7 protein-coding genes, 1 tRNA gene and 1 other RNA gene are annotated in these 9,691 nt (G+C 72.9%); 2 read left to right on the forward strand and 7 right to left on the reverse strand.

What is annotated here, in order from left to right; all coding sequences use genetic code 11:
• Positions 1–28 precede the first annotated feature (28 nt).
• The 5 genes from ACGF7U_RS27725 to ACGF7U_RS27745 all read right to left on the reverse strand — a co-directional run bounded on the left by ACGF7U_RS27725 (position 29) and on the right by ACGF7U_RS27745 (position 4,961).
• Positions 29–997 (reverse strand): ABC transporter permease, encoded by a 969-nt coding sequence (locus ACGF7U_RS27725; RefSeq protein WP_393111546.1) that lies wholly within the window; start codon positions 995–997, stop codon positions 29–31.
• On the reverse strand, positions 994–1,998 hold the full coding sequence (locus ACGF7U_RS27730) for an ABC transporter permease (RefSeq protein ID WP_393111548.1): 1,005 nt from the start codon (positions 1,996–1,998) through the stop codon (positions 994–996). The genes ACGF7U_RS27725 and ACGF7U_RS27730 overlap by 4 nt, the downstream gene beginning before the upstream one ends.
• A gap of 77 nt (positions 1,999–2,075) precedes the next feature.
• Positions 2,076–3,740, reverse strand: coding sequence for an ABC transporter substrate-binding protein (locus ACGF7U_RS27735; RefSeq protein WP_393111550.1), 1,665 nt, complete (start codon positions 3,738–3,740; stop codon positions 2,076–2,078).
• Between the two features lie 311 nt (positions 3,741–4,051).
• Entirely contained in the window at positions 4,052–4,645 is a 594-nt protein-coding gene (gene recR, locus ACGF7U_RS27740) for a recombination mediator RecR (protein WP_393111552.1), read from the reverse strand.
• A 7-nt stretch (positions 4,646–4,652) separates the two neighbouring features.
• On the reverse strand, positions 4,653–4,961 hold the full coding sequence (locus ACGF7U_RS27745) for a YbaB/EbfC family nucleoid-associated protein (RefSeq protein WP_350683380.1): 309 nt from the start codon (positions 4,959–4,961) through the stop codon (positions 4,653–4,655).
• Positions 4,962–5,121: 160 nt separating this feature from the next.
• Between ACGF7U_RS27745 and ACGF7U_RS27750 the strand changes: the two genes are divergently transcribed.
• The gene (locus ACGF7U_RS27750; protein ID WP_393111554.1) at positions 5,122–6,192 is read left to right on the forward strand and encodes a DUF2332 domain-containing protein; all 1,071 of its coding nucleotides are present in this window, start codon (positions 5,122–5,124) and stop codon (positions 6,190–6,192) included.
• Between the two features lie 189 nt (positions 6,193–6,381).
• On the opposite strand, the gene ACGF7U_RS27755 is transcribed toward ACGF7U_RS27750, so the two are convergent.
• Together ACGF7U_RS27755 and ffs are read right to left on the reverse strand one after the other, a co-directional pair.
• Positions 6,382–9,252 (reverse strand): DNA polymerase III subunit gamma and tau, encoded by a 2,871-nt coding sequence (locus ACGF7U_RS27755; RefSeq protein WP_393111556.1) that lies wholly within the window; start codon positions 9,250–9,252, stop codon positions 6,382–6,384.
• A gap of 108 nt (positions 9,253–9,360) precedes the next feature.
• Positions 9,361–9,451, reverse strand: an RNA gene (ffs, locus tag ACGF7U_RS27760) — signal recognition particle sRNA small type.
• Positions 9,452–9,533: 82 nt separating this feature from the next.
• Here ffs and ACGF7U_RS27765 point away from each other — a divergent pair.
• A tRNA-Ser gene (locus ACGF7U_RS27765) sits at positions 9,534–9,621 on the forward strand.
• The last annotated feature ends 70 nt before the right edge of the window (positions 9,622–9,691 follow it).

The following is a 9,691-nucleotide window of genomic DNA, read 5'->3' on the forward strand; positions in this document are numbered from 1 at the left end:
GGGCTCGCAACGCTTCACACATGCCGACCTACTTCCGCAGCTTCGGGTCGAGGGCCTCGCGCATCGCCTCACCGAGCAGGGTGAAGCCGAGCGCGGTGATGATGATCGCGACCGCCGGATAGACCGCCAGGCCCGGCCGGATACCCAGGTACGGCTGCGCGTCGGCGAGCATCACGCCCCACTCGGGCACCGCCGTGTCGGGGTTGCCCAGGCCGAGGAAGGAGAGCGCGGCGGCCTCGATGATCGCGGTGGCCAGGGTCAGGGTGGCCTGCACGATCACCGGGGCGAGGGAGTTCGGCACCACGTGGGTGATCGCGATCTTCGACTTCTTCACGCCCAGCGAGGTGGCCGCCAGCACGTAGTCGCTGTTGGCCTGGGAGATCATCGAGCCGCGCAGCAGCCGGGCGAAGACCGGCACGGACACCACGCCGACCGCGATCATCACGGTGGTCAGGCTCGCCCCGAGCAGCGCGGCGATGCTCACCGCCAGCAGCAGGCTGGGCAGCGCCAGCATCATGTCGATGACCCGCATGAGCGCGGTGTCGATCGCCCGCCCCCACCGGCCACCCAGTCCGGCGGCCGCGCCGGCGACCCCACCGATCAGGGCACCGATCGCCAGACCGATCAGTGTGGAGACGACGCCGACCAGCAGGGTCTGCCGGGCGCCGACGATCATCCGGCTGAACACGTCGCGGCCCTGGTGGTCGAAGCCGAGCCAGTGGTCTCCGGAGGCCCCCGGGATCAGGCCCTGGCCCGACTTGACCAGGCCCTCGCGGATGCCGATCGCGTCCGTCGGCCCGTACGGGACGAAGAACGGCCCGACCACCGCGACCAGGACGAAGAGCACCAGGATGACCGCGCCGATGATCGCCGCGGGGTTGCGCCGCAGCCGGCGGAACGCCTCCTGCCAGAGGCTGACGCCGCGCTCGTCGTCGCGGGCGGCCAGCTCGGAGAGCCGGTCGATCTTTTCCTTCTTCTTGCCGCTGGTGATCGTCACCGGACCCTCACCCTCGGGTCGATCAGGCTGTAGGAGAGGTCGACCAGGAGGTTCACCAGCACGTACACCACCGCAATGATCATGATGAAGCCCATCAGCACCGGGTAGTCCCGCTGGCCGATGGCGTCGTAGATGAACGCTCCGATGCCGCTGAAGGCGAAGACGGTCTCGGTCAGCACCGCGCCGGAGAGCAGGCCACCGGTGAGCAGGCCGATCGAGGTGACCACCGGCAGCATCGCGTTGCGCAGCACGTGCCGGCGACGGACGGTCCGTTCGGTGAGGCCCTTCGCCTCGGCGGTACGGACGAAGTCCTCGTTGAGCACCTCGAGCACGCTGGCCCGGGTGATCCGGACGATGATCGCCAGGGGGATGCTGGCCAGCGCGACGCCCGGCAGCACGAGGTGCCAGATCGCGTCGGCGGCGGCGTCCCACTCCCGGGTCATCAGGCCGTCGAGGACGAAGAAGTTGGTGATCCGGGTGGCGCCGAGCGTCGGGTCCTGCCGGCCGCTGGACGGGAACCAGCCGAGGTTCTCCGAGAAGATCGCCTTCAGCACGTAGGCCAGGAAGAACACGGGGATGCAGATGCCGATCAGCGAGCCGCCGACCGAGGCGTGGTCGAGCAGCCGGCCGCGACGGCGGGCGGCCAGGTAGCCGAGCGGGATGCCGAGCCCGATCGCGATCACCAGCGCCATGACGGTCAGCTCGACGGTGCCCGGGAAACGCTCCAGGAACTCCGTGGTGACCGCGCGCTTGGTGGAGGTCGAGGTGCCGAGGTCGAGGCGGAGCAGTCGCCGCACGAAACGGCCGTACTGCACCAGGATCGGCTCGTCGAGGCCCATGTTGCGCCGGATCGCGGCACGCATCTCGGGCGTTCCGCGCTCGCCGAGAATGGCGGTCTCGGGGCCGCCGGGCAGTCGACGGAGCCAGATGAAGAGCAGGAGGGAGAGCCCGAACAGCGTGGGTATCAGCTGGAGCAGGCGTCTGACGATGAACCGGAACACGGTGGCCTCGAAAGGGGTACGGAGGGTCGCGGGCGGACGCTGTCGAAACAGCGCCCGCCCGCGGTCCTTGCGTCAGGTCAGGACTTGAACTCGGCCGTTTCAAGCCGCTCGTCCGTGAGCGGGCTGGCCTTGACCCCGGTCACGTCCTTGCCGAACACGATCGCCGGCGGCGAGTGCGACACCGGGACGCCGGGCAGGAACTCCATGATGGCCTTGTTGAGGGCCTTGTACTTCTCCACCCGGGCCGCCTGGTCGGCGGTGGTGTCGGCGTCCTTGAACTGGTCGAACAGGGCCTTGTTGGTGAAGCCCCACTCGTCCTTCGGCCGGTCGAAGAAGGTGCCGATGAAGTTGTAGGCGTCGCCGTAGTCACCGGTCCAGCCGAGGAAGTGGATGTCGTGCTTGCTGCCGGAGGTGGTGGCGTTGAGGTAGTCCGGGCTCCACTTGAGCGGGATGGCCTGGACGTTGATGCCGACCGCCTTGAGGTCCGCCGAGAGCAGCTCGAAGATGTCCTTCGGGTTCGGCATGTAGGGGCGGGTGACCTCGGTCGGGTAGTGGAACCGCAGGGTCAGGTTCGTCGCGCCGGCCTCGGCCAACAGCTGCTTGGCCTTCTCCGGGTTGTAGTCGTACTTGGCGACGTCGCCGTTCCAGCCCTCGACCGTGTCCGGCATGAAGTTCTCGGCGACCTTGGCGCCCGGGGGCAGCTTCGAGTCGACCAGCGCCTGCCGGTTCAGGGCGTGCGCGATGGCCTGCCGGACCTTGATGTCGGCGAGCTTCGGGTTGCCCTTCTGGTTGATGGCCAGGTAGAGCACGTTGAACGCCGGGCGGGTCAGGACGTTGAAGCCCTCGCCCTTCAGCGGCTCGACGTCGGCCGGGCCGACCAGGTCGTAGCCCTGGATGTCGCCGGAGCGCAGCGCCTGCTTGCGCGCGTTCTCATCCGAGATGGTCTTGAAGATGAGGGTCTTCAGCTTGGCCTTGCCGCCGGCGTAGTCCTCGTTGCGCTCCAGGGTCAGCGTCTTGTTGGCGACGTCCCAGGACTTGAACTTGAACGGACCGGTGCCGGTCGGGTGCTCCATCGCGTACGCCGGGTACTTGATGTCCTCGGCGGTGCCGCCCACGTTGCTGGCGTCGTACTTCTCCAGCGCGGTCGGGCTGTGGATGGAGAACGACGGCAGCATCAGCGCGGCCGGGATCTTGCTGGAGACCCGGGTGAAGGCCAGGTCCACGGTGGTGGCGTCCTTGACGGTGCAGGACTTGAAGAGGCTCGGCGGCAGCTCCGCGTCCTCGTTCTTGGCGAAGCCGCCCATGACGTCCTGCCAGTACGCCGTCACGTCCGGGCTCTGCATGAGGCCCTTGGCGTTGTACCAGCGGTCGAAGTTCTTGCAGACCGCCTCGGCGTTGAAGTCGGTGCCGTCGTGGAACTTCACGCCGGAACGCAGCTTGAAGGTCCACGTCGTGCCGGCGGCGTCCGGAGTCCAGGACTCGGCCAGACCGGGGGTGATCTTCGTGCCCCCCTCCTCCGGCGTGACCAGCGTTTCGAAGATGCTGCGTGCGACGCGCAGCGACTCACCGTCGCTGGCGAAGCTCGGGTCGAGCACCTTCGGGTCTCCGGCGACGCCGAAGACGAGGGTGTCCTTCTTGCTACCGCCGGAACTGTCACCGCGGTCGCTCTCGGCGCAGCCTGCTACCGCGAGGGCCGCGACCGCGACGGCCGCGATAGCGACCTTCGGCCTGGATGCACGCATGGTGCTTCTCCTTGGGGGTACGGACAACGTGGTGACAGGGGTCACCGATGGCCGTGACCTTAGCCTTCGTTCGGACCGCCGGGAAACCTTCGTCGAAGCGGTTGGTACCGGATCGTGTCTTAACCGGTGCGCCCCGCCCCGGAGGCCGTGCCGGACCGCCATCAAAGGGGCGGAATGTCCGGGTTTACCGATGCAAATTTGTTACATCGATGGACGGGCTGCTACGTCCACATGTCAGAACCCACAGTGGACGCGCGGACAGGTACGACGATGGCCGGCACCGGGATCCGGCGCCGGCCATCGTCGCCGGGTCAGACGGCGCGGCGGCCCTCGAAGGCCCGGCCGAGGGTGATCTCGTCGGCGTACTCCAGGTCGCCGCCGACCGGCAGGCCGCTCGCCAGCCGGGTCACCGCGATGCCCATCGGCTTGACCATCAACGCCAGGTAGGTGGCGGTGGCCTCGCCCTCGGTGTTCGGGTCGGTGGCCAGGATCAACTCCCGGACCGCGCCCCCGCCCAGGCGGGTCATCAGCTCGCGGATGCGCAGATTGTCCGGCCCGATCCCCTCCAACGGGTTGATCGCGCCGCCGAGCACGTGGTAGCGGCCCCGGAACTCACCGGTCCGCTCGATCGCCACCACGTCCTTCGGCTCCTCGACCACGCAGAGCACCTCGTCGGTGCGGCGCGGGTCGCGGCAGATCCGGCACTGGTCGGACTCGGCCACGTTGTAGCAGGTGGTGCAGAACCGCACCAGCTCCTTGACCTTGCGCAGCGCGCCCGCCAGCCGGTTGACGTCGGCGGGATCGGCCGACAGCACGTGGAAGGCGATCCGCTGGGCGCTCTTCGGGCCCACGCCCGGCAGCCGCCCCAACTCGTCGATCAGGTCCTGGATGGCGCCCTCGTACATCTGCCGCTCAGAAACCGGGCAGGCCGAGGCCGCCCATGCCGCCGGTGACCGGACCCATCTTCTTCTCGGTCAGCTCCCGGGCCGCCTCGGCGGCGTTGTGCACGGCCGCGACGACGAGGTCCTCCAGGGTCTCCACGTCCTCCGGGTCGACCGCCTTGGGGTCGATCTTGATCGCCTTGAGCTCCCCGGTGCCGGCGACGGTCGCGGTCACCAGACCACCACCGGCGGTGCCGGTCAGCTCGGCCTCGGCGAGCTCGGCCTGGGCCTTGGCGATCTGCTGCTGCATCTTCTGCGCCTGCTTCAGCATCTGCTGCATGTTCGGCTGTCCACCTGGGCGCACGGATGGCTCCTTCTCGCACTCGTCTGCTCGGCCGCCGCTCAGCCTATCCGCTGGGAGCGGCCCCGCCCCGTCCCGGTGCGTCCCCACCCGGAGGGTCCGGGGGACGATCACGGGGTCGACCGGAGGGAGCGGACGGATGTCCCGGGAACAGGCCGCGGCGGCCATGGAACGGCAGGCGCGGGCCTGCGCCGACATGGACGCCGCCCTCTACGCCAACCTGCTGTCGCGCGCCGCCGACGACGTCCGGGCCGGCGGCCCGTGCGCCACCGTCATCACGGGGTACGAGGACGCCGACGCCGACGCCCTCGTGTCGCTCCGCCTGCTCGGCGGCGTGCACGCGCTGGTGCTGTCCGGCCGGGCGCCGGAGCTGGCCCGGTTCTATCCCAGCGCCGGCGGGGCGTACGGAGCGGCGGACGCCCCCGCCTGCTGGGCCGCGTTCCGGGCGGTCATCGAGGCCGAGCACGACACGCTGCGCGGCTGGCTGCGCCGGCCGCCCCAGACCAACGAGGTCGGCCGGGCGAACCTGCTGCTGGCCGGCCTGCTGCACGCCGTCCACGAGGTGTGCGGGCTGCCGGTGCGCCTCGTCGAGCTGGGCGCGAGCGCCGGGTTGAACCTGCGCGCCGACCGGTTCCGGGTCGAGGCCAGCGGCTTCGCCTGGGGACCGGCCGACTCCCCCGTACGGCTGCCGGACGCCTGGCGGGGCGGGCCGCCCCACTGGCTGCGGGAGGCGGCCGCGGCGTACCCCGAGCTGACCGTGGTGGAGCGGCTCGGCTGTGACGTCACCCCGCTCGACCCGGGCACCCCCGACGGCGCGCTCGCGCTGCGGGCGTACCTCTGGCCGGAGCACACCGCCCGCGCGGCCCGGCTGGCCGGCGCGCTGGAGCTGGCCCGCCGGGTGCCGGCCCGGGTGGTCGCGGTGGGGGCGGCGGAATTCCTGGCCGGGCTCGCCCCGCGCCCCGGCGCGCTCACCGTGGTGTGGCACTCGGTGATGCGGCAGTACGTGCCGGCCGCGGAATGGCTGCGGGTCGCCGCCGAGCTGGCGCGGCTGGCCGCCGAGGGCGGCACCGGCGCGCCGGTCGCGCACCTGTTCTTCGAGCCGCACCCGGTCGGCGGACCCCGCTTCCAGCTCCGCGCCCGGGTCGGCGCCGGGCCGGAGCGGCTGCTCGCCGAGGCGCACCCGCACGGCCTGCCCGCCTGGACGGCCTGACAAGCTCCCTCCGGCGACGTGCACCGGCGTGGCCGACGACGTGGCCGGCGGCGGAGGGCGTGGCCGGCGGCGGAGGGCGTGGCCGGCGGCGGAGATCTTGGTAGGGGAAGGCTCCCGGAGGGGCCGTTTCCTGCCAAGATCTCGTTCCGGTCGCCAGCCCGGGCGGTGGCACCGTGTCCGGTCGCCGCCCTACCGGGCGTCCACCTCGTCGATCTTCTCGGCGCCGAACGCCTCGCGGAGCAGCCGTACCGCCTGCTCCTCGCTGGACTCCCGCGCGGTCCGCTCGTCGAGCACCTCGTCCAGCGGCTCGTCGCCCGGGTCGAAGCCCTCGTAGGCCGGGGCCGCCGGTGGGGCGCCGCCGGGGCGTCCCCCGCCGCCGCGGCGCACGGGCCCGTCGAACTCCGGGTCGTACGGCGGCTCGCCCGCCCAGTCGGCGTCCGCCGTCTTCCGGGCCGCCTGCGCGGGACGCGGTCCACGTCCCGCCGCGGCCGCCCGCGCCGCCGCGATCGCGCTGCTCACCGGGGGCCCGGCGGGCGCGGCCTGCTGCGGCGCCGCCGAGGGACCGGCCGGCTTCGGTACGGCCGGCGCGGCGACCGCCGACGCGCCGCCCACGGGTGCGGTGGTCGTCGGGATGCCGCCCGACGCGCCGCCGGGCCGGGCCGGCTCCGGCCAGTCGTCCACGCCCCCGCCGGCCGCGCCACCCGGGCGGGCCGCTTCGGGCCAGTCCTCGCCCCCGCCGGCCGCGCCGCCGGGCCGGGCCGGTTCGGGCCAGTCCTCGGCCGCCTCGGCGGCGGCAGCACCGCCGGCCCGCGCCTCACCCGGGGATGAGCGGGTCGCCGCGCCGCCACGGGGTCCACCGGCCGCGCCACCCGCACCGCCGGGCCCGCCGACCGGTCCGCCCGACGTGCCGGCCGCGCCGCTCGGGCCGCCGGGCCCGCCGCTCGGGCCGCCCGACGTGCCGGCGACGCCGCCCGGACCGCCGGACCCGCCGCCACCACCGGACGGACCACCGGACACGCCACCACCGGAGGGACCACCGGACGGACCACCGGACATACCGCCACCGGGCGAACCACCGGACATGCCGCCACCGGGCATGCCGCCGGCGCCGGACATGGCGGCACCGGACGGGCCGCCGCTGGAGCCGGCGCCACTCGGGCCGGTCGGGGCCTGGTGGGCGGGGCCGGCCGGCGGGGAGGCCGGGCGGGCCGGGACGGCGGGCCGGGACGGGCCGCCGAGCGACACGCCGCCCCGCTCACCGGCCACCTCGCAGCGGATCTGCCAGCGCCCGCCCAACTCCTCGTAGAGCGCGTCGGTGAGCACCTGGGCGTGGTCGGACATCATCTTGGCCAGCACCGACGACTTCACCGTCACCACGAGCGTGTCGCCGTCGAGGTCGCGGACCACCGCGTCGCGCATCAGCGCCGCGATCCGCTTGTTGGTGCGGTTGACCTTGCCGACCACCTCGGGCCACACCCGGCGCACCGCGACGGCGTCCAGCGCGCCGGACGCCTGTGCGCCGGGGCGGGGCGGCTCGGGGGTCGCCGGGTCGGGCATCACCGCCGACGGCGGCACCACCCGACGGGGGGCGCCGGCAGCCTGGTCGGCACCGGCAGTCGCGGTGCCGGACGGGACCGGCGCGGCCGGGGGCACCGGGGCGGGCGAAGCCGGACCGTCCGGGACGGCACCCGACGGTCCCGCCGGAGCACCCGCGCCGACGCCACGCGGCACAGCATCGGTCGGCACCGGGGCACCCGCGCCGTTCACGCCGGGCGCGGCGGCCTCGGCCGGGCCGGCCGGGCCGCTCGGGGCGGGCGCGGGAGCGGGCTCGGGGCGTACCGCGGGGGCGGCGGCGACCGGCGCGGGGCCGGCGGCGACCGGCGGCGCGTCGGTGCCGGCGAGGGTGAGCCGGCGCTCCATGCGTTCCAGGCGCTGGAGCAGGCCGCCGGTGGTGTCGTCGGCGCCGGGCAGCAGCATCCGGGCGCAGATCAGCTCCAGCAGCAGCCGGGGGGCGGTGGTGCCGCGCATGTCCACCAGGCCGTTGTGCACGATGTCGGCGCAGCGGGACAGGGTGCCCGGGCCGAGCCGCTGGGCCTGGGCGGCCATCCGCTCGATCTGGTCGGCCGGGCCGTCGATCAGGCCCTTGGCGGCGGCGTCCGGCACCTGCTGGAGCACGATCAGGTCGCGCAGCCGCTCCAGCAGGTCGGAGGCGAACCGGCGCGGATCGTGCCCGGCCTCCGCCACCCGGTCGACGGTCGCGTACGCGGCCGCCCCGTCCCCGGCGGCGAGCGCGTCGCACATCTCGTCGATCAGGGCGGCGTCGGTGACGCCGAGCAGGGCGGCGGCCCGGGAGTAGGTGACCCCCTCCGGCCCGGCCCCGGCGATGAGCTGGTCGAGCACGGAGAGGCTGTCGCGGGCGCTGCCGCCGCCGGCGCGCACCACCAGCGGGAAGACCGCCGGCTCGACGGAGACCCCCTCGGCCTCGCAGAGCTGCTCCAGGTAGGGCCGGAGCGTCTTCGGCGGGATCAGCCGGAACGGGTAGTGGTGGGTCCGCGACTTGATCGTGCCGAGGACCTTCTCCGGCTCGGTGGTCGCGAAGATGAACTTGACGTACTCCGGCGGCTCCTCGACCAGCTTGAGCAGGGCGTTGAAGCCGGCCGACGAGACCATGTGCGCCTCGTCGATGACATAGATCTTGAAGCGGCTCCTGGCCGGCGCGAAGAACGCCTTCTCGCGCAGCTCGCGGGCGTCGTCGACGCCGCCGTGGCTCGCCGCGTCGATCTCGATGACGTCGATCGAGCCCGCGCCGTCGGTGGCCAGCGAGCGACAGGAGTCGCACTGCCCGCACGGCTCGGGGGTGGGACCCTGCTCACAGTTGAGCGAGCGGGCCAGGATGCGGGCGCTGGAGGTCTTGCCGCAGCCGCGCGGGCCGGAGAAGAGGTAGGCGTGGTTGAGCCGCCCGCTGCGCAGCGCCTGCGACAGCGGCTCGGTGACGTGCTCCTGCCCGATGACCTCGGCGAAGGTGCGTGGCCGGTACTTGCGGTAGAGCGCCAGTGCCACTCGTCCCGCCTCCTCTCGACCGAGCCATTCTGCGCCGGTCAGCCGCGGGTGACCACCCACCCCGCCGGTGACCTGACCCGCAGGGACGTTACCGGCGCCCGGAGACAGAAAGGCCCCCCGTGCACCCGTCAGAGCCCGCTTATCCTTGCTGCCTTCCGGCCCTGGGGAGGTTCACGAGATGCACGCCGCACGGGGGGTGCCGCCAAGCCTACCCGACCAGCGGTCGATCTTCAGGGGGTGGTGGGGTGGCCGACCCGTCGGGGACCTGTATCCTCGTCTGCGGAGGATTCGCCTAGAGGCCTAGGGCGCACGCTTGGAAAGCGTGTTGGGTTAACACCCTCACGAGTTCGAATCTCGTATCCTCCGCCAAGAGCATCCGACTGAAGATGCAGGTCAGGCCCCGGTTTCGACCGGGGCCTGATGATCTTTAGGGGACTAG

The sequence above is a fragment of the Micromonospora sp. NPDC047670 genome (assembly GCF_043204915.1).
In the GTDB taxonomy this organism is placed as follows: Bacteria; Actinomycetota; Actinomycetes; order Mycobacteriales; family Micromonosporaceae; genus Micromonospora.

Coding starts and splice junctions, on each gene's coding strand:
- ACGF7U_RS27735 (WP_393111550.1), bottom strand. CDS start 3,740: ATGCGTGCATCCAGGCCGAAGGTCGCTATCGCGGCCGTCGCGGTCGCG.
- recR (WP_393111552.1), bottom strand. CDS start 4,645: ATGTACGAGGGCGCCATCCAGGACCTGATCGACGAGTTGGGGCGGCTG.
- ACGF7U_RS27745 (WP_350683380.1), bottom strand. CDS start 4,961: ATGCAGCAGATGCTGAAGCAGGCGCAGAAGATGCAGCAGCAGATCGCC.
- ACGF7U_RS27750 (WP_393111554.1), top strand. CDS start 5,122: ATGTCCCGGGAACAGGCCGCGGCGGCCATGGAACGGCAGGCGCGGGCC.